The organism is Streptomyces sp. NPDC056835, assembly GCF_042789485.1.
In the GTDB taxonomy this organism is placed as follows: domain Bacteria; phylum Actinomycetota; class Actinomycetes; order Streptomycetales; family Streptomycetaceae; genus Streptomyces.
The window spans coordinates 112221-130080 of sequence record NZ_JBHUBB010000014.1 but is presented as its reverse complement, the minus strand read 5'-3'; the positions used below and the strand labels follow the sequence as shown (position 1 = coordinate 130080).

Genomic DNA, 17860 nt, shown 5'->3' with positions numbered 1-17860 from the left:
GCCGGAGCCTCGCCCCGGATTGAGTACGCCTTCGGCGTTGTCCAACGGAGGTGGGGCCCTGGCCCCGTCGCACGGACGCGGGAGTGGGCGTCTCCACGCGTCTATACACCGCACGTATAGTGCTGGTATGTCAATCGGGCACACTCTTCTCGGACTCCTGGAGTCGGGGCCGCGCCACGGATACGACCTCAAGCGGTCCTTCGACGATCAATTCGGCCGCGACCGCCCCCTGCACTACGGACAGGTCTACTCGACCATGTCCCGGCTGCTGAAGAACGGGCTCGTCGTGGTCGATGGCGTCGAGGCCGGCGGCGGCCCCGAGCGCAAGAAGTACGCGATCACCGAGGCCGGTGTGACCGATGTCGCCCGGTGGCTCGCCCAGCCGGAGAGCCCGGAGCCGTACCTCCAGTCGACCCTGTACACCAAGGTCGTCATCGCGCTGCTCACCGGCCGCAGCGCCGCCGATCTCCTCGACGCCCAGCGCGCCGAGCATCTGCGGATGATGCGGGACCTCACCACGCGCAAACGTGAGGGCGACCTCGCCGACCAGCTGATCTGCGATCACGCGCTGTTCCATCTGGAGGCCGATCTGCGCTGGCTGGAGCTGACCGCGGCGCGGCTGGACCGGCTCGCCAAGGCGGTACGCCGGTGACACCCGCCGGCTCCCTGCTCATCGCCGACGAGCTGCGCAAGTCGTACGGACCGACCCCCGCGCTCGACGGTGTGACCTTCTCGATCCATCCCGGCGAAGTCGTCGCCGTCATGGGCCCGTCGGGCTCGGGCAAGTCGACGCTGCTCCACTGCCTGGCCGGGATCGTGCCCCCCGACTCGGGCACGATCACCTATCAGGGGCGTGTGCTGACCGAAATGCCGGACTCCGAGCGCAGCGCCCTGCGCCGCACCGAGTTCGGCTTCGTCTTCCAGTTCGGGCAGCTCGTACCCGAACTGACCTGCCTGGAGAACGTGGCGCTGCCCCTGCGGCTCGCCGGTGTCCGGCGCAAGGACGCCGAACGCGCCGCGCGGGAGTGGCTGGAGCGGCTGGAGGTCACCGACGCCGCGCCCAAGCGCCCCGGCGAGGTCTCCGGCGGACAGGGCCAGCGCGTCGCGGTCGCCCGTTCCCTGGTCACCTCACCGCGCGTGATCTTCGCCGACGAGCCGACCGGCGCGCTCGACTCCTTCAACGGGGAGCGGGTGATGGAGCTGCTGACCGAGGCGGCCAGGTCCACCAGCGCCGCCGTCGTCCTGGTCACCCATGAAGCGCGGGTCGCCGCCTACTCGGACCGTGAGGTGATCGTCCGGGACGGCAAGGCCCGCGAGGCGGAGTTCTTCGTATGACGCTCCTCGACCGGCGCGGGTCACCCCCGTACGCTCCCCCGGTCCCGGAGCGGGCGCGCGGCCGGCTCCGCACCTGGGCCCGTGATCTCGGGCTCGGTGTACGGTTCGCCACCGCGGGCGGACGCGAGGGCTGGATCCGTACGCTGCTGACCTCCTTGGGGGTCGGGCTCGGTGTCACGCTGCTCCTCCTCGCCGCGTCCGTACCGCGGGTGATGGACGCGCGCGCCGAGCGGGAGGGCGCCCGCACCGTCCAGGAGGCGGGGGACGAGGCGCCGGTGCCGCGCTCGGACACGACGCTGGTGTGGATCAACGCCGGGACCGAGTACCGCCGCGCCGAGATCGGCGGCCAGTCGCTGCGTCCGGACGGCGCACGCCCGCCGCTGCCGCCCGGTGTCGCGAAGATGCCCGCGCCCGGGGAGATGGTGGTCTCCCCCGCCCTGCGAAAGCTGCTGGAATCGCCCGGCGGCGCGCTCCTCAAGGAGCGGCTCGGCCACCGCGTCGTCGGCACCGTCGCGGACGCCGGTCTCCTCGATCCGGAGGAACTGCGTTTCTACGCGGGCAGCGACACGCTGACCAGGGCCAAGGGCGGCCACCGGACGGCCGGTTACGGCTCCGCCCTGAACCCCTCGCCGGTCAACCCGTACTTGATCGTGCTGATCGTGCTGATCTGTGTGGTGCTGCTGGTGCCGGTGGCGATCTTCATCGCCACCGCCGTCCGCTTCGGCGGCGACCGCAGGGACCGCAGACTCGCCGCGCTGCGGCTGGTGGGCGCGGACATCGCGACGACCCGGCGCATCGCGGCCGGGGAAGCGCTGTTCGGCGCGGCGCTCGGTCTGCTCGTCGGGGGCGCGCTCTTTCTGGCGGCCCGGCCGCTGGCGGGCGGGGTGCGGCTGTGGAACCTCAGCGCCTTCCCCGCCGATCTGATTCCGGCTCCGTCGCTGGTCGCGCTGATCGTGCCTGCCGTGCCCGTGGCGGCGGTCATGGTGACGCTGGTCGCGCTGCGTTCGGTCACCATCGAACCGCTGGGTGTCGTACGTGAAGCCCGCCCCCGGCGCCGACGGCTCTGGTGGCGGCTGCTGCTGCCCCTCGCCGGTGTCGCCGTACTGAGCACGGTCGGCACGGTCGGCGAGGCGACGGCGGTCGATCCGTACCCCATCGCGGCCGGCGCGGTGCTGGTGCTGGTCGGTCTGACCACGCTGCTGCCCTGGCTGGTCGAGGCCGTGGTGGCGGGGCTGGCCGGCGGGCCGGTGCCCTGGCAGCTCGCCGCCCGCCGGCTCCAGCTGAGCAGCGGCTCGGCGTCCCGGGCGGTCAGCGGCATCACCGTGGCCGTGGCGGGCGCCATCGCCGTTCAGATGGTGTTCGCCGGGATGCACGAGGACTTCGTCAGGCCCACCGGTCAGGACCCGACGCGGGCGAACATCACCGTCGAGGCGTCGTACGGCAGCGCGCGGCTGGCCCAGGAGATGACCGACGGCTTCCGTGACACCCGGGGCGTCACGGCGGCCGTCGCCGTGGCCGAGAGCTATGTGGTCAGGCCGGGGCCGGTGGCCCCGCACGAGATCCGGCCCACCACCATGCTGACCGTCGGCACCTGCGCCACGCTGCGGCTCCTGGCCGAGCTGCCGTCCTGCGAGAACGGAGACGCCTTCGTGTCCCATATCGCGGGGCGGAAGGAGCAGAACGACTGGGTCGACAAAACGGCCCGGCCCGGCGAACCGGTCGACCTCGGCACCCGTACCGTGAACGGCGTTCCGACGCCCGCGCTGTGGACGCTGCCCGCGTCGGCCCGCACGGTCGAGGCCAGGACGGACCCGGTGGGTGTCAAGAGCGACGGCATCCTCGCCACCCCGGGCGCCCTCGACCCGAGCCGGATGCCCGACGCGCTGACCCGCGCCACGGTCCGGACCGACGAACGGGTCGCGGACGCCGAGGAGTACGTACGCAACACCGCGGCGGCGCTCGACCCGACGATGCGGATCAGCACCTTCAAGGCCGTCGAACGCGACAAGCGGTACGCGAGCGTGCAGACCGGTCTGCTGGTCGGCGGCACCGCCACGATGGCCCTGATCGCCGCGAGCATGCTGGTCTCCCAGATCGAGCAACTGCGCGAGCGCAGACGCCTGCTGGCGGTCCTGGTGGCCTTCGGCACCCGCCGCTCGACGCTCGCCTGGTCGGTGCTGTGGCAGGCCACGATCCCGGTCGTGCTCGGCACACTGCTGGCCATCGCGGGCGGGCTGACCCTCGGTGCCGTGCTGCTGAACATGGTCACCAAACAGGTCGCCGACTGGTGGGTCTTCGCGCCCTTCGCGGGCGCGGGCATCGCGGTCATCCTGCTGGTGACGGTGGCCGGCCTGCCGCCGCTGTGGCGGATGACGCGACCGGACGGCCTGCGGTCGGAGTGATCCGGCGGCGGTACGACGGGGACACGGGGTACGGCGAGGGTCCGGCGTACGGCGGGGGGGGTCCGGCGTACGGCGGGGGGGGTCCGGCGTACGGCGGGGGTCCGCACCGCTCGTACCCACGACTCGTACCCACCGCTCGAACCCTCGTGACACACGTCACACCGCAACGGACACGCAACGGAATGTGACAACTTCAACGCGTGATCGTCCACTTGGTCACGAGTGATGCCCATACAGATCTTCTGACGCGATCACTCACGGCTTCATCACACTCCCGCCACGGAAGCGCACCGCGAAAATCCCCCTGCCGCCGCCTCGGTGATCTCCTAGGGTCTCCCTGGATGTGCGCCAAGTGAGCTTCCAATACCGGGAGTTCACTTCGATTCGTACACCTTCCCGACCAACTCGCCGCACCGACAGGGGACGACTCGATGACCAAGAAACTGAAGCACCTTCCGCGCGCGGCCGTCGCGACCTTCGTGGCGGTCGTCGGCTGCCTGGCCCTGACCACGCCCCAGGCCGTCGCCACGGACGCCGGCCCCGGCATCACGTTCACAGCTGACGCGAGCGCCGAGACCAAGGCCGTCGCGGCGGCGGAATCGGAGGCCGCGCAGATAGCCGCGGTGGAGTGCGGCACCGGCTATGAGCTGCGCTGGGCCGAGCGGCTTCCCACCGCGACGAATCGCCTCGGCACGCTCTTCAGCTACGCCAAGCTGACGGGTTCCAGGTGGGACGCCTGCGCCGTGTTCGACAACAACACCGGTGGCACCAAGTACATGAAGCTCAAGATCTGTCCCAACACCGTGGGTGGCGCGTGCGCCCAGGACGAGGGCAACTTCAGCCAGTACGCGGGCCCCGTCCGCCTCACGAACGCGATGTGCGGAGACATCACGGCCATCATGAAGAACACTTCTTCGTCCTCGACCGCTCTCGTTGACGCGGTGCGCGGAGCGACCCCCTGCAACTAGGTCCTGTCCGATGAGCCCGGCGCCGGACGCTGTCCGGGTGCCGGGCTCGCCCGCTCCGGGACCCGGGCGGGCATGGGCGCGTGCGTCGCCAGACGTACCGGGAGCGCTCGCAGGGACTCACGCAGCGCGTCCGCGAATGTCTCGAACTCGCCGCCCCGCGCCGCCCCCGTACGCATCGCCAGCGCGATCCTGCGCGCCGGGGCGGGGGCCGCGAAGTACCCCGTGGCGAGCCGGTCGTTGCGGCCGGTCTCGACCCGTACGGCCGTACGCGGCAGCAGGGTGACCCCGAGGCCGCCCGCGACGAGTTGCACGAGCGTCGACAGACCGGCCGCCGTGGTCGTCACGGGCACACCATCGGCGCGGCCCGCCTCCCGGCAGATGTCCAGCGCCTGGTCGCGCAGGCAGTGCCCCTCGTCCAGGAGCAGCAGCGGCAGTTCGCGCAGCGCCTCGCGCGGCAGGTCGCGGGCCCCGCCGAGGGGGTGGCCGTCGGGGGTGACCAGGACGAAGTCCTCGTCGAACAGGGGCAGTTCGGTGACCGAGGGCTGGCCGAGCGGTACGGCGAGCAGCAGCAGGTCGAGCCGGCCGGCCGCCAGACCGTCCAGCAAGGACGAGGTCTGCTCCTCGTGCACCTGGAGGTCCAGCTCCGGGTAGCACTCCTGGACCAGCCGGAGCACGGTCGGCAGCAGATACGGCGCGACGGTCGGGATCACGCCGAGCCTGAGGACCCCGGTGAAGGGCGCCCGTACCGCCTCGGCCTCGTCCACCAGCGCGCCCACCGCGTCCAGTACGGCCATCGCCCGGACCGCGAGCCGCTCGCCCGCCGGGGAGAGCAGTACCTTGCGCGTCGTACGCTCCACCAGTTGTACGCCAAGGACCTCCTCCAGCGCCGAGAGGGCGCCGGAGAGCGCGGGCTGGCTCATCCCGATCGCGGCGGCCGCGTCCCGGAAGTGCAGATGCTCGGCCACCGCCGCGAAGGCGCGCAGCTGGGACAGGCTGGGCTGTTTGCCCCGCGTGCCCGACTGCCTGACGTGCTGCACGACGGACACTGCCCCCGGCCCCGACCCCGCCCCTGATCCCGCCGCCGCCCCTGACCCCGACCCCACTGAACCGACCTCACTGATAGGTACCTCCGATCACGGCGACCGAGTCTAGCTATTTCTTTGATCAATGCTGACTGTGCCACCATCAGTGAGCCGCCCAACCGCCCGGAAGACCTCAAAAGGGACTTCCCACCCCCACAAGGAGAGCCTGTGCTCACCGTTGGTGACAAGTTCCCCTCGTTCGAACTGACTGCCTGTGTCTCGCTGGAGAAGGGCAAGGAGTTCGAGGAGATCAACCACAAGACCTACGAGGGCAAGTGGAAGGTCATCTTCGCGTGGCCAAAGGACTTCACTTTCGTGTGCCCGACCGAGATCGCGGCCTTCGGCCGGCTGAACGACGAGTTCGCCGACCGTGACGCCCAGATCCTCGGCTTCTCCGGCGACTCCGAGTTCGTGCACCACGCCTGGCGCAAGGACCACCCGGACCTGCGCGACCTGCCCTTCCCGATGCTCGCCGACTCCAAGCACGAGCTGATGCGCGACCTCGGCATCGAGGGCGCGGACGGCTTCGCGCAGCGCGCCGTCTTCATCGTCGACCCGGACAACGAGATCCAGTTCACGATGGTGACCGCCGGTTCCGTGGGCCGTAACCCCAAGGAGGTCCTGCGGGTGCTCGACGCGCTCCAGACCGACGAGCTGTGCCCGTGCAACTGGAACAAGGGCGAGAACACCCTCGACCCCGTCAAGCTCCTGTCGGGCGAGTGATCCCCGATGGCCCTCGATGAACTGAAGTCGGCCCTGCCCGACTACGCCAAGGACCTGCGACTGAACCTCGGTTCGGTCATCGGCAACAGCGGACTGCCCGCGCAGCAGCTCTGGGGCACCGTGCTGGCCTGCGCGATCGCCTCGCGCTCGGCGCGGGTGCTGCGCGAGCTGGAGCCGGAGGCCAAGGCGAATCTGAGCGCCGAGGCGTACACCGCCGCCAAGTCGGCCGCCGCGATCATGGCGATGAACAACGTCTTCTACCGGACCCGGCATCTGCTGTCGGACCCCGAGTACGGGACGCTGCGGGCCGGTCTGCGGATGAACGTCATCGGCAACCCGGGGGTGGAGAAGATCGACTTCGAGCTGTGGTCGCTCGCCGTCTCCGCCGTCAACGGCTGCGGCCAGTGCCTCGACTCGCACGAGCAGGTGCTCCGCACGGCCGGTGTGGACCGCGAGACGATCCAGGAAGCCTTCAAGATCGCCGCGGTGATCCAGGCGGTCGGTACGACGCTCGACGCCGAGGCCGTGCTCGCCGGGGCCGTACCCGCCGAATAGGCCCGTCCTCGGAACCGCGCCACCGGTACGTACGTACGGTCCGGCCCCCTGTCCGCCACCCAGCCGTGGAGGGCAGGGGGCCGGACGCGTCAGCGCGTCTCGCCGGTCACTCCTTGACCGCGGCCATCAGCGCCTTCATGTCCTCGACCAGGGCGGGTTCGAGGACGGCGGGGTCGACCCGTTCCGGTTCGGCCGGCGATCCGGCACCGTGCGGGCCTTCGCTGACGGACTCGCTCATGACCTCGATCGAGAACACCGCCCGGCCGTCGAGGACCTTCAACTCCGGGGTGAATCCGGCGGAATCCGTCATCAGATAGGCGCGCTCGCCCAGTTCCGGGATCCGTTTGGTCTTGCGGTCGATGATCCGGGAGAGCGCGAGCGGAGTCAGCGTCGCGTCGAACTCCGGAGCCGGGTCGGTCTCCTTGTGCAGGGAGTAATTGACGGTGACGGACGAGTACGACGTCGGCAGGGCGTCGTCCTTCACCTCGTGCGGCCGCCCCTTCATCATCGTGACGTTGCAGAAGGACCGGTCGATCGCGCGCTGTTCCTCCACCGCGGGCTGCGGGGACCGCTTGACGCCGAGGAGCTTCGAGAGCGCGGACAGATCAGCGTCCAGGCACAGGTCCTCGCTGATCCGGTAGCCGCCCAGATCCGGTCCCGTCCGGTCGTACGCGTACAGTCCGCCCGCCCAGACGGCGGAGGCGACCACCGCGCCGCCGAGGGCCCAGAGCCACCGTATGCGGTGCGGCGGCAGAGTCGGCAGGTCAGGCAGGTCCGGCAGATTCGGCAGATTCGGCAGAGACCGTGCGTCGCCGCCGACGATCGTCTCGGACCCGTCGGGCGGCCGGGGAGCCCCCGATGACCGGTGGGACAGCGGGCCGCTCCGTCCGCCGTCCCCGGCGCCGTCCTCCGCGCCGTCCTCGCCTTCCAGCTCCGGCTCGGATATCACTCCCGGCCGTCCCCGGCCTCGGCGGTGGCGGGCCTGGCCGACGCAGCCACGGCCGGGGCTTCCGGAGCCTCCCCGGACGACGAGGACGGAGACGGGGACGGGGAGAAGGACGGGGAGGAGGACGGGGACGGGGGCGCCGATGACGACGAGGCCGGTTCCCGTTCCGGTGAGTTCGGCAGGGACCGTTCCGCGCTGTACGCCCGGAGATAGCCGACGACCGTGTTGGTCACCGCCACCAGCGGCACCGCCACCACCGCCCCGCCGATGCCCGCGACCAGACTGCCCATCGCGACGGAGAGCACGACGGCGAGCGGATGCACCCGTACCGCACGGCCCAGGATGAGGGGCTGGAGCACATGCCCCTCGATCTGCTGGACCCCGAGGACGACGCACAGGACCATCAGCGCCGTGAACACATCCTGTGTGACCAGTGCGACGACCACGGCCAGCGCGCCCGAGATCAACGCGCCCACCAGCGGGATGAAGGCGCCGAGGAAGATGAAGACCGCGAGCGGCACGGCCAGCGGGACATTGAGGAAGTAGAGCCCGAGACCGATGAAGAGCGCGTCGATCAGCGCCACCAGTACCGTGCCGCGCACATACGCGGTCAGGGTGCGCCAGGCGCGCGGCCCGGCTCCCGCGACGCCCTCACGGGCCTGGGCCGGGACGAGCTTGAGCGTCCAGTGCCAGATCTTCCTGCCGTCGTACAGCAGGAAGAGCGTCGAGAACATCGCGAGGACGATCCCGGTCAGCAGCTCGACGATCACGGTCAGGCCCTGGAGCCCGGCGGACGTGATCTTGTCGGTGTTGGAACCGACCGCGTCGCTCAGAGTCTTGGCGATGTCATTGATCTGGCCCTCGGTCACATGGAACGGGCTGTCGAGCAGCCAGCGCTTCAGCTCGTTGATGCCGTCCGTGACGCGGTTGGAGAGATCGTCGATGTTCTCCATGACCTGCCACACCACGAACCAGCCGACCAGCCCCATGAGGACGAACCCGGCGACCGCGGTGAGCGCCGTGGCCAGTCCGCGCGGCATCCCGTGCCGCTTGAGCCAGGCGACCGTCGGCTGGAGGAGCGCCGTGATCAGCAGACCGGCGGCGAAGGCCATGACGACCAGTTGTACGGAGTCGATGACCCGCATCAGCACCCAGAGCAGCCCGGCGAGGACGAGCAGCCGCCAGGCCGCCTCGCCCGCGACCCGCATCCCCCAGGGGATGGCGGTGACGGGGTCCGGCTTGGCCGCGACGGAGGGGGCGTACGCCGGGGGCGGGGGGACCTTCTCGGGCTCGGCCCGGGGGACCGGCCGGTCGTCCTCCTCGGCCTCGGCCCGGCGCTGGTCCAGGCGCTCTCCCATACGGGTCAGTTCGGCGCCGACCTGACCGAGCCATGCGGGCACTTTCGACATGAAGCTTCCTCTTCCCCCCTGCGCTGTCCCCAACTCACTCCCCCCGGAGCACGTTCGAATCGACCGTACACGTGCGAAGCCCCCCACCGTAGGACGGCGGGGGGCTTCGTGAGGTTGAGCGCCGACGGGACCGGGTTCAGCCGGCCCGGTCCGGCGTGACCGGGCCGCCGGCCTAGTACCAGCCGTTGGCCTGCGAGAAGGCCCACGCGGCACAGGGACTGCCGTAGCGGTCCGAGTTCATGTAGCTCAGGCCCCACTTGATCTGCGTGGCCGGGTTGGTCCGCCAGTCGGCGCCGGCCGAGGACATCTTGGAGCCGGGCAGCGCCTGGACGAGACCGTAGGCGCCGGACGACGGGTTCTGCGCCAGGTAGTTCCAGGTGGACTCTTTGTTCACCAGGTTGCTGAAGCACTGGAACTGGTCCGCGGGGACCATCTGCCGTGCGATCGCCTTGACCTCGGCGACGGTGTACGAGGCCTGCGTGGGGAAGGAATCGGCGGAGGCCGAGTTGGAACGGACCTCGTCGCGGCTCGCGCGCTCCTTGGCCTCCTTCGCCTCGCGCTCGCGCTCGGCCGCGTCGTCGGCGGCCTCCTTCTTCGCCTTGGCGTCCTTGGCAGCCTGGATACGGGCCGCTTCCTCCGCCGACTTCTTCGCGGTCGCGTCGGCGGCGGCGGCCTGTACGTCGGCCTGCTGCGTCAGCGACGCGGTCTGCACCTGGGCCTGCTGGCCCGCGGGGATGTCAGCGAGGAGCGTCATGTCGGCCGCGGCCGTCTCGAAATTGTCATCCGAGACCTGGGGGTCGCCCGAGGCAACACCCACGACAGCGCCAACGGTGGTGACCGCAGTGGCAGATGCCACGGCGAATCCCCGGACCGAGATCCGGCTCACACGGTGTCCTTCCAGCAACATCCGCATACGTGACCTCGCGGACGCAATCGTGCCCCTGGCACTGGTCTCCGTACTACGGGGTCACGGGAGACACGGGCCCGGTGGGCAATCCCCCTGCGGGGATCGCCGCGTGGTGCGCGGGCGGCATGCGGCGGCAGTTGTTGAGTTGTGTGGTGCCGCATCTCTGGAGATGCGCGTGTGCCGCATGCGGGGCCTGACGGAAGCAAGACTCTGCCGGAAGGTCACGGCGGGAGGCAATTCTTCGTTACGTGGGAAAGCTCACACCTTGTTTGCGTCAGGAGAATCACGGAAATAGCGGCGCGACACAGCGCCGCCCGGCTAAGCTGCTGCGCTTTCGCCGGGCGGCGCCAAGTGTGGCGATACGGGGTTAGATCTGACCGTCCTCCAGCATTTCGGTCACCAGCGCGGCGATCGGTGAACGCTCGGAGCGGGTGAGCGTGACATGCGCGAAGAGCGGATGCCCCTTGAGCTTCTCGACTACGGCGACAATTCCGTCGTAACGCCCCACCCGGAGATTGTCGCGCTGAGCGACGTCATGCGTGAGGACCACCCGGGAGTTCGCCCCGATTCGGGACAGAACGGTCAGCAGTACGTTCCGCTCCAGGGACTGGGCCTCGTCGACGATGACGAACGCGTCGTGCAGGGACCTGCCGCGGATATGCGTGAGCGGGAGCACTTCGAGCATGCCGCGCCCCAGCACCTCCTCGATGACCTCACGGCCGGCGACCGCGGAGAGCGTGTCGAAGACGGCCTGCGCCCACGGGCTCATCTTCTCGGCCTCGGTGCCGGGCAGATAGCCCAGCTCCTGCCCGCCCACCGCGTACAACGGCCGGAAGACCATCACCTTCTGATGCTGCCTGCGCTCCAGGACCGCCTCCAGCCCCGCGCAGAGGGCCAGCGCCGACTTGCCGGTGCCCGCCCGGCCGCCCATCGAGACGATGCCGATGTCCTGGTCGAGAAGGAGATCGAGGGCGATGCGCTGCTCGGCGCTGCGGCCGTGGATCCCGAAGGCCTCGCGGTCCCCGCGGACGAGCCGGACGTGGCCCTCCGCGGTGATCCGGCCGAGCGCCTTGCCGCGCTCGGACTGGAGCACCAGGCCCGTGTGCACGGGCAGGTCGCTCACCTCGGGTACATAGAGGGAGTCCTCGGTGAACAGAAGGTCCACCTGATCCGCGGCGAGCGACACCTCACTCATCCCCGTCCAGCCGGAGGAACCGGCGGATTCGGTGATGGCGAGCTCGGCGCGGTACTCCTCGGCGAGAAGTCCGACCGATGACGCCTTGATACGCAGCGGCAGGTCCTTGGAGACGACCGTCACGTCGTATCCCTCGGCCTGGAGATTGCGGGCCACCGCGAGAATCCGTGAGTCGTTGTCCCCCAAGCGGAAGCCGGCGGGCAGGATGCCGGGATCAGAGTGGTTGAGCTCGACGCGCAGCGTGCCTCCCAGGTCGCCCAGGGGGATGGGGGCATCGAGACGGCCGTACCGGATACGGAAGTCGTCGAGCAGGCGCAGCGCCTGCCGGGCGAAGTAGCCGAGCTCCGGATGGTGCCTCTTGGCCTCCAACTCCGTGATCACCACGATCGGGAGCACCACTTCGTGCTCGTCGAAGCGGGACATGGCGTTCGGATCGGCCAGCAGGACGCTGGTGTCGAGAACGTAGGTGCGCCTGTCGGGCATGCGGCGCTTTGTGCTGGTCACCACGGAAGGACGTACCCCCTCGAATGAGGTCGGGGTGCGACGGCGTCGCGGGCGGGTGGACCGGGTCCTGACCCCATGCGCGGGCCGGACTCCGGCCCTCCATGTCGCCCGTACGACTCGGCGCACGGTCGTCCTGGTGCAAAGGGCCTCCCGGGCGGACGGCCCCATGCCGTCCGCTGAGATCCGACGTCCACTGACTTGTTTTGGACGTCGACCTGGGGGAGGTATTCCCTCGAACACGCGCCGCCATGCCAGGGCGTGGGGCGGACGGTGGATGAACCGTGGGTGAAGCGAGCGGTCCTGCCCGACGGAATCGGCCGGGCACCGGACGGCGCCGAGCGGTCGCCTCGCCGCGTCCTTGCGGGAGAAGGAGGAGGTCAGGTCCCGTAGCGCCGGTGACGTGCGGCGTAATCGCGCAGCGCTCGCAGAAAGTCGACTTTACGGAAGGCCGGCCAGAAGACTTCGCAGAAGTAGTACTCCGAATGGGCGCTCTGCCAGAGCATGAAGCCGGAGAGACGCTGTTCACCGCTGGTGCGGATGACCAGATCCGGGTCGGGCTGGCCGCGCGTGTAGAGATGGGACGAGATCAGATCGACGTCGACGATCTCGGCAAGGTCCTCGAATGAGGTGCCCTTGCTCGCGTGGTCCATCAGAAGGGAGCTGACCGCGTCCGCGATCTCCTGCCGGCCGCCGTAACCCACGGCGACATTGACGAGTATTCCCTCATTGCCGATGGTGGCCTGTTCGGCCTCCTTGAGAACGGTCTGCGTATGGGCGGGCAGCAGATCGAGCGTGCCGACGTGATGCACCCGCCAGCGGCCGTCGGCCGCCAGATCGCGGACCGCGTTCTCGACGATGCCGACGAGGGGGGTCAGCTCGTTCTCGGGGCGGTCGAGATTGTCCGTGGAGAGCAGCCACAGGGTGACCACCTCGACATTGGTCTCGGAACACCAGCCAAGCAGCTCCTGGATCTTGTTGGCGCCGGCCTTGTGTCCTTGCTCGGCCGTGCCGCCGGCCGCCCGCGCCCAGCGACGGTTGCCATCGAGGATGACACCGATGTGCTTGGGCACCTGGGTGTGGTCGAGGCGGCCTTCCACCCGGCGTGCGTAGAGCCGATACACCAGGTCGCGCAGGTTCACTGAGTCCACCCTCTCGATTCCATGGGGACCGGCGCGCCCCCTGACGGGATCCTGGGGCCGGCCCGGGGACCCCGAAGCCGTCACATTACTGCGCGGGCCCCATGGCGGCCCAACCCGGTCTGTCACAAGTACGTGATAAGCAGAGAAGCGTGACTGATTTTCCCTCATACCTCGCAGCCGACGACCGGTACGACTCCATGGAGTACCGGCGCAGCGGACGCAGTGGCCTGAAACTGCCCGCGATCTCGCTCGGCCTCTGGCACAACTTCGGCGACGACCGGACCCTCGATTCACAGCGCGCGATCCTGCGCCGCGCCTTCGATCTCGGCATCACGCACTTCGATCTGGCGAACAACTACGGTCCGCCCCCGGGATCCGCCGAGCTGAATTTCGGCAAGCTCTTCGCTCAGGACTTCTCGGCCTATCGGGATGAACTCATCATTTCGACCAAGGCCGGTTATTTGATGTATCCCGGCCCATACGGTGAATGGGGTTCCCGTAAGTATCTGCTGTCCTCGCTGGACGCGTCCCTGAAGCGGATGGGGCTCGACCACGTCGACATCTTCTACTCCCACCGGTTCGACCCGAACACCCCGCTGGAAGAGACGATGGGGGCGCTGGCGTCGGCCGTGCGGCAGGGCAAGGCCCTGTACGTCGGTGTGTCGTCGTACAGCGCGGAGCAGACCGCGGAGGCGGCCGGGCTGCTGAAGGAGATGGGCGTGCCCGCGCTCATCCACCAGCCCTCGTACTCGATGATCAACCGCTGGACCGAGGACGACGGGCTGCTTGACACCCTGGAGGCGGCCGGGATGGGCTGCATCTCCTTCGTCCCGCTCGCCCAGGGGCTGCTGACGAACAAGTATCTGAAGGGCATCCCGGAGGGGTCGCGGGCCACCCAGGGCAAGTCCCTGAACCCGGATCTGCTGTCCGACGAGGTCGTGCGGCGGCTGAACGGGCTGCACGAGATCGCCCAGCGGCGCGGTCAGTCGCTGGCGCAGCTGGCGCTGACCTGGGTGCTGCGTGATCCGCGGATGACGTCCGCGCTGATCGGGGCGTCGAGTACGAAGCAGTTGGAGGAGAACGTCGCGGCGCTGGCCGGGCCGGAGCTCTCCGCGGCGGAGCTGGAGGAGATCGACAGCTTCGCGGTGGACACGGAGGGCACGAACATCTGGGCCGGACGGGGCTGACGGTCGCCTGCGCGGCCGGCGGCGGCGAAGCCGGCGGCTTCGCCGGCTGTGAAGAGAGCCGGCTGTGAAAAGAAAACGGGCCGGTCCGTGGGGGGGGGATACGGACCGGCCCGAGGGGGGGGTTTCCACCATAACCCTTCATAAGTCGTGGTGGGCGCCGCGACTGGCCGTGCCGGCGCTCCGAAAACGGCGGTCGGCCGTGCGAGGCCCGTAGTACCAGGCATTTCGAGGGTTCCGGCGCTCGGTGTGGCGAGTAGTTGCCACCCCGCGCCGTGCCCCTCGGGAGCGACCTCGGCGCGGGAGCCGGCTTGACGTCGGCGTCCCAGCGCCGCGAGCCGGTCGCGGTACCGCTCGACGGTGAAGCCGGACACCATCCACCGGATCACCTCACCTTGCGCGGGAATCGTCCGTCACGCGGCGGCGAGAGCGCCGAGGACGATGCCGGTCAGCGCGCCGACGATCATGAAGGGGCCGAAGGGGAACGCGGACTTGCGCCCGGCCCGGCGCAGCAGGATGAGCCCGAACCCGTAGAGCGAGCCCAGCAGGAACCCGGCGAAGGCCCCGACGAACAGAACCGTCCAGCCGTACCAGCCGAGCGCGACGCCGAGCGAGAGGGCGAGCTTGACGTCGCCGAAACCCAGGCCGTTCGGGTTGATCAGGAACAGCACGAAGTAGCAGACGCCGAGGACGAGTCCGCCGAGCAGCGCGGTCGGCCATGAGCCGCCGGGGCCTGTGCCGCCGGGACCTGTGCCGCCGTCTCCACCGTCGGGAAGCAGTGCGGCCAGTCCCAGCAGTACCGCGGCCGCCACCGCTAGCGGCAGGGTCAGCCGGTCAGGCAGCCGGTGGACGGCGTGGTCGACAAGGGCCAGCAGTACGGCGATGGGCGTGAGCAGCAGCCATACGGCGAGTTCGGGGCGGGGGCCGGTGGCGGCGGCGAGGACCGCGCAGACGAGGGCGGTGAGGAGAGGTACGAGGAGTCCGGGCGCGTAGCGGGCGCTGGCATGGGCGTGGGCAGATGCGCGTGCCTGGGCCCGGGCCTGGGGGGCCTGGGGGGCCTGGGTATGCGGTTCGTCGGTGTCCGCATTGGCGGAACCGGCCGTTGAGCTGGTGTCGGCACCGGCGGCGGTGCGGCCGGTGCCGACGCCAGGGCTTTTGACGTCGGCACCGGAGCTTTCCGCCGTACCTGACGGCTCGGCCGCCTTACAGGCCGTACACCTCGCGACGCCGAGCCACCCGCCGGCGGGCCCCGTGATCGGGTGCCCGGCCGGGCAGCTGTCCCGCCACGGGTCCTCCGGTTCTACGGAGAGCCGGTAGGCGGCACGCGGCAGGAGCAGTCCGGTGGCCGCGCCCCAGAGCACGGCGACGACGATCAGCGTGGCGTACACAGCACCGACCCTAGGGCTCCCGGCCGGGCCCGGTCATGGGTCCAGGGGCCCACTCCCGTCGTCCCAGGACCCATCCCCGGCGGTCGGGGGCACGGGGCAGGACTCCGGGCGCTACGGTCTACGGCCATGGGCACTTGGCGAAACGGCACAGGGCGGTTGACGGTCGCGGGGCAGGACGCTCCGGTGGAGCTGGAGATCGCCGCGTCGTACGGGACACGGCGGCGCGGGCTGCTGGGGCGCGACGGGACGGCGGGCGCGCTGCTGATCACCCCGTGCAACAGCGTGCACACGTTCAGGATGCGCTTCACCATCGATGTGGCCTATCTGGACAAGGAGTTGAAGGTCATCGACGTCCACACGCTGAAGCCGGGCCGGCTGCCTCTGCCGCGCTGGCGGGCCCGCCATGTGCTGGAGGCGGAGGGCGGGGCGATGGAGCGGTGGGGGCTGCGGCCCGGGGTGCGGCTCAGTGTGAGCGTGGACGCGGACGCGGAGGGCTCCGCGTAAGAGGCCGCGCGGATAGCTGGGGTGGAGGAAGGAGCGGAGCGCGCCACGTGAGGTTGCGCGCTATGAAGAGGGGGCAGGGCGTGGGGTGGCCGGGGCAGGGGCCTCGCCGCCGACTTCCTTCGCGTCGCTGTGCTCCCCGCCTCCATAGGCACCCATGAGCCCGAGCGCGAGCGCGGCGGTCACGGCGGCCAGGACCACACGCCGTGCCGTCCCCGGTATGTCCTGCTCCTGGTTGCCTTCGGTACGTGTGCTCATCCGGTCACTCCCCACTGGCTCTGGCTCGTCTCGCTCGGTCCGTTCATGACGGCCGGCTCGCCGAGCGAGGTCACCTCGGCACCGGGGAAGGCGGCCACCGCCGTCTCCACGGCGTTCACGGTGTACACCGGCCGCTCGTCCGCCGAGGCGACATCCGAGGCCGCCAGCCGTGCCCGGGTCACCACCGTGGCGGGCGATCCGCCGGCCGGGGCCGCCAGCCAGTACGTCTCCGGGTCGACGCGGTCGTCGGGATAGAGCACCGCGACCCCCGTACGGGCGGCGAAGGCCGCGGCCAGCTCCGCCTCCGTCTCGGGCGCGCCGTACGCGACGGTCGCGGGCTGCACCTGTACGTCCAGGCTCATCACCACATCGCCCCGCAACCGGTGGTGCGTACAGAGGACGAACGCCTCCCAGTCGCGTGCGTCCTGGCTGTCTTCCTCGGCGCACACGTCCACCTGGCCGGGCCGCACCCTCGTCGCGTCCGCCAGCGCGGCGACGAGCTCGGACGGTTCCAGCCGTTGGCTGATCAAGAAGTTGCAGAGCATGTGCACGTTCCCCCGTCGACGACTCCGGCGGCTCGCGCGTGGCCGTCCGGGTTCCGATGTCCTGGGTCCCGGACGTACGCGACTCCAGCGAAGGGGACGCTATGCGCTCCGGGGCACTGGGTCATGGGCCCTGGGGCCCCGTACACGCGTGGGTCCGGGCCCAAACCGGGGTGCGGACCCGCGCTCGCCGTGCCGGTCCCCGCTCATCGGCCCGGCACGAGCGTGGTCTCGATTCCGCAGGCACCGTCCCCGTACAACTCCACCCAGCACTTCTCCTGCGCCTCGTTGCCGAGCCGGATGCCGAACGTCCAGGTGGGATCGAGGAAGAGCGTGTGACCGCCCTCGAAGTCCAGAGCGAGGCATCTGCACTCCGCGCCGCCGCCCGGATAGACCCGGAGCCGCGTACAGCGCCACTCGCTCCTGGCGTCACCGAAGAGCTGTTCGCCGTACGAGGCGACGATCACCTCGTCCTCGGCGTCGGCCAGTATCCCGATGTCCGCCCAACTGACGGCCGGCACCAGGGCGGAGGCCAGCCGGTCGTACTGGCCGGCGGACTCGAAACGCAGCAGACCGTCGTCCAGCCGCAGCCAAACGGCCATCGGCTGGGGCCGGAACTCCGGTACGTCGCCGTCCCGGTCGATCCAGCCGGGGACGAGCACATCGCGGACATGGTGGGTGCGAAGCGCCTCTTCGACCGCCCGCCACTGGCTGCTCATCCCGGCCCCACCCCTTCTTCGCCTGCTTTTTCGGCTGCTCTTTCTTCGGCTGCCACTTCTTCGGCTGCTTCTCCTTCGACACCTTCTGGGTGATCTCGATCGA

18 protein-coding genes are annotated in these 17860 nt (G+C 70.1%); 8 read left to right on the top strand and 10 right to left on the bottom strand.

Annotation, left to right across the window (positions count from 1 at the left end):
* The first annotated feature begins 127 nt into the window (after positions 1-127).
* From ACFRMN_RS18395 to ACFRMN_RS18380, 4 genes are all read left to right on the top strand, one after another.
* Complete coding sequence (locus tag ACFRMN_RS18395; RefSeq protein ID WP_383020437.1) at positions 128-652, top strand: PadR family transcriptional regulator; 525 nt, start codon at positions 128-130, stop codon at positions 650-652.
* Positions 649-1335, top strand: coding sequence for an ABC transporter ATP-binding protein (locus ACFRMN_RS18390; RefSeq protein WP_383020435.1), 687 nt, complete (start codon positions 649-651; stop codon positions 1333-1335). The genes ACFRMN_RS18395 and ACFRMN_RS18390 overlap by 4 nt, the downstream gene beginning before the upstream one ends.
* The gene (locus tag ACFRMN_RS18385) at positions 1332-3737 is read left to right on the top strand and encodes an FtsX-like permease family protein (protein ID WP_383020432.1); all 2406 of its coding nucleotides are present in this window, start codon (positions 1332-1334) and stop codon (positions 3735-3737) included. The genes ACFRMN_RS18390 and ACFRMN_RS18385 overlap by 4 nt, the downstream gene beginning before the upstream one ends.
* Before the next feature lie 431 nt (positions 3738-4168).
* Positions 4169-4705 carry a hypothetical protein gene (locus ACFRMN_RS18380; RefSeq protein WP_383020430.1) on the top strand — a complete coding sequence of 179 codons (537 nt, stop codon included), beginning with the start codon at positions 4169-4171 and terminating at the stop codon, positions 4703-4705.
* On the opposite strand, the gene ACFRMN_RS18375 is transcribed toward ACFRMN_RS18380, so the two are convergent.
* Complete coding sequence (locus ACFRMN_RS18375; protein WP_383020428.1) at positions 4702-5742, bottom strand: hydrogen peroxide-inducible genes activator; 1041 nt, start codon at positions 5740-5742, stop codon at positions 4702-4704. The two genes, ACFRMN_RS18380 and ACFRMN_RS18375, sit on opposite strands and share 4 nt — an antisense overlap.
* Positions 5743-5955: 213 nt before the next feature.
* On the opposite strand from ACFRMN_RS18375, the gene ACFRMN_RS18370 reads away from it, so the two are divergent.
* Both ACFRMN_RS18370 and ACFRMN_RS18365 read left to right on the top strand, forming a co-directional pair.
* Positions 5956-6510, top strand: coding sequence for a peroxiredoxin (locus tag ACFRMN_RS18370; protein ID WP_030352998.1), 555 nt, complete (start codon positions 5956-5958; stop codon positions 6508-6510).
* A 6-nt stretch (positions 6511-6516) separates the two neighbouring features.
* Complete coding sequence (locus tag ACFRMN_RS18365; protein ID WP_383020425.1) at positions 6517-7065, top strand: alkyl hydroperoxide reductase; 549 nt, start codon at positions 6517-6519, stop codon at positions 7063-7065.
* A 106-nt stretch (positions 7066-7171) separates the two neighbouring features.
* On the opposite strand, the gene ACFRMN_RS18360 is transcribed toward ACFRMN_RS18365, so the two are convergent.
* From ACFRMN_RS18360 to ACFRMN_RS18340, 5 genes are all read right to left on the bottom strand, one after another.
* Positions 7172-8014, bottom strand: a complete 843-nt coding sequence (locus tag ACFRMN_RS18360; protein WP_383020422.1) for a hypothetical protein — start codon at positions 8012-8014, stop codon at positions 7172-7174.
* A complete protein-coding gene (locus ACFRMN_RS18355) occupies positions 8011-9420 on the bottom strand; it encodes an AI-2E family transporter (protein ID WP_383020420.1) in 1410 nt (469 codons plus the stop codon). The genes ACFRMN_RS18360 and ACFRMN_RS18355 overlap by 4 nt, the downstream gene beginning before the upstream one ends.
* Positions 9421-9592: 172 nt before the next feature.
* Positions 9593-10306, bottom strand: a complete 714-nt coding sequence (locus ACFRMN_RS18350) for a transglycosylase SLT domain-containing protein (RefSeq protein ID WP_383020418.1) — start codon at positions 10304-10306, stop codon at positions 9593-9595.
* 388 nt (positions 10307-10694) lie between these two features.
* Positions 10695-12029, bottom strand: a complete 1335-nt coding sequence (locus tag ACFRMN_RS18345) for a PhoH family protein (protein ID WP_383020415.1) — start codon at positions 12027-12029, stop codon at positions 10695-10697.
* 374 nt (positions 12030-12403) lie between these two features.
* On the bottom strand, positions 12404-13165 hold the full coding sequence (locus tag ACFRMN_RS18340; protein ID WP_351421443.1) for an isoprenyl transferase: 762 nt from the start codon (positions 13163-13165) through the stop codon (positions 12404-12406).
* Positions 13166-13314: 149 nt separating this feature from the next.
* On the opposite strand from ACFRMN_RS18340, the gene mgrA reads away from it, so the two are divergent.
* Entirely contained in the window at positions 13315-14352 is a 1038-nt protein-coding gene (gene mgrA / locus ACFRMN_RS18335) for an L-glyceraldehyde 3-phosphate reductase (RefSeq protein WP_383020413.1), read from the top strand.
* Positions 14353-14762: 410 nt separating this feature from the next.
* Here mgrA and ACFRMN_RS18330 read toward each other — a convergent pair whose 3' ends face one another.
* On the bottom strand, positions 14763-15737 hold the full coding sequence (locus tag ACFRMN_RS18330) for a prepilin peptidase (RefSeq protein WP_383020410.1): 975 nt from the start codon (positions 15735-15737) through the stop codon (positions 14763-14765).
* A gap of 126 nt (positions 15738-15863) precedes the next feature.
* On the opposite strand from ACFRMN_RS18330, the gene ACFRMN_RS18325 reads away from it, so the two are divergent.
* On the top strand, positions 15864-16241 hold the full coding sequence (locus ACFRMN_RS18325) for a DUF192 domain-containing protein (RefSeq protein ID WP_383020407.1): 378 nt from the start codon (positions 15864-15866) through the stop codon (positions 16239-16241).
* Positions 16242-16301: 60 nt separating this feature from the next.
* On the opposite strand, the gene ACFRMN_RS18320 is transcribed toward ACFRMN_RS18325, so the two are convergent.
* The 3 genes from ACFRMN_RS18320 to ACFRMN_RS18310 form a co-directional block, all read right to left on the bottom strand.
* Positions 16302-16496 carry a hypothetical protein gene (locus ACFRMN_RS18320; protein ID WP_383020405.1) on the bottom strand — a complete coding sequence of 65 codons (195 nt, stop codon included), beginning with the start codon at positions 16494-16496 and terminating at the stop codon, positions 16302-16304.
* On the bottom strand, positions 16493-17041 hold the full coding sequence (locus ACFRMN_RS18315) for a hypothetical protein (protein ID WP_383020400.1): 549 nt from the start codon (positions 17039-17041) through the stop codon (positions 16493-16495). Before ACFRMN_RS18315 ends, ACFRMN_RS18320 begins: the two co-directional genes overlap by 4 nt.
* Before the next feature lie 203 nt (positions 17042-17244).
* Positions 17245-17757: a hypothetical protein gene (locus tag ACFRMN_RS18310; protein ID WP_383020397.1), complete on the bottom strand. Its 513-nt coding sequence runs from the start codon at positions 17755-17757 to the stop codon at positions 17245-17247.
* Positions 17758-17860 lie beyond the last annotated feature (103 nt).